The organism is Burkholderia anthinoferrum (assembly GCF_002925705.1).
GTDB lineage: Bacteria > Pseudomonadota > Gammaproteobacteria > Burkholderiales > Burkholderiaceae > Burkholderia > Burkholderia semiarida.
The window spans coordinates 1-938 of sequence record NZ_LFZP01000005.1 but is presented as its reverse complement, the minus strand read 5'-3'; the positions used below and the strand labels follow the sequence as shown (position 1 = coordinate 938).

Genomic DNA, 938 nt, shown 5'->3' with positions numbered 1-938 from the left:
GCCGGCAGCCGCGTGATCGTGAAGGCCGACGGCGTCTACCTGTGGGATTCGGACGGCAACAAGATCATCGACGGGATGGCCGGCCTGTGGTGCGTGAACGTCGGCTACGGCCGCAAGGAGCTCGCCGACGCCGCGTATCGCCAGATCCAGGAACTGCCGTTCTACAACACGTTCTTCAAGACCACGCACCCGCCGATCATCGAGCTTTCCGCGATGCTCGCGGAAGTGACACCGGCCGGCTTCAACCACTTCTTCTACTGCAACAGCGGCTCGGAAGGCAACGACACCGTGCTGCGCCTCGTGCACCAGTACTGGCGCGTGCAGGGCAAGCCGCAGAAGAAATACGTGATCTCGCGCAGGAACGGCTATCACGGCTCGACGATCGCGGGCGGCACGCTCGGCGGGATGGGCTACATGCACGAGCAGATGCCGTCGAAGGTCGAGCACATCGTGCATATCGACCAACCGTATTTCTTCGGCGAAGCGCAGCCGGGCGAGACGCCCGAAGCGTTCGGCCTCGCGCGCGCGCAGCAACTCGAGGCGAAGATTCTCGAACTCGGCGCGGAGAACGTCGCGGCGTTCATCGGCGAGCCGTTCCAGGGCGCGGGCGGCGTGATCTTCCCGCCGTCGACGTACTGGCCGGAAATCCAGCGGATCTGCCGCAAGTACGACATCCTGCTGGTGGCCGACGAGGTGATCGGCGGGTTCGGGCGCACCGGCGAATGGTTCGCGCATCAGCACTTCGGCTTCGAGCCGGACCTGATCACGATGGCGAAGGGCCTGACGTCGGGCTACGTACCGATGGGCGCGGTGGGCATACACGAGCGCGTCGCGCGCCCGATCATCGACAACGGCGAATTCAACCACGGCCTCACGTATTCGGGCCACCCGGTGGCGGCGGCCGTCGCGGTCGCGAACCTGAAGCTGCTGCGCGACGA

1 protein-coding gene is annotated in these 938 nt (G+C 65.7%); it reads left to right on the top strand.

Going from position 1 to position 938, the window contains the following annotated elements; genetic code table 11:
• Nucleotides 1-938: aminotransferase (locus C5F75_RS02515; protein WP_104011833.1), on the top strand; the 938-nt coding region annotated here is incomplete at both ends.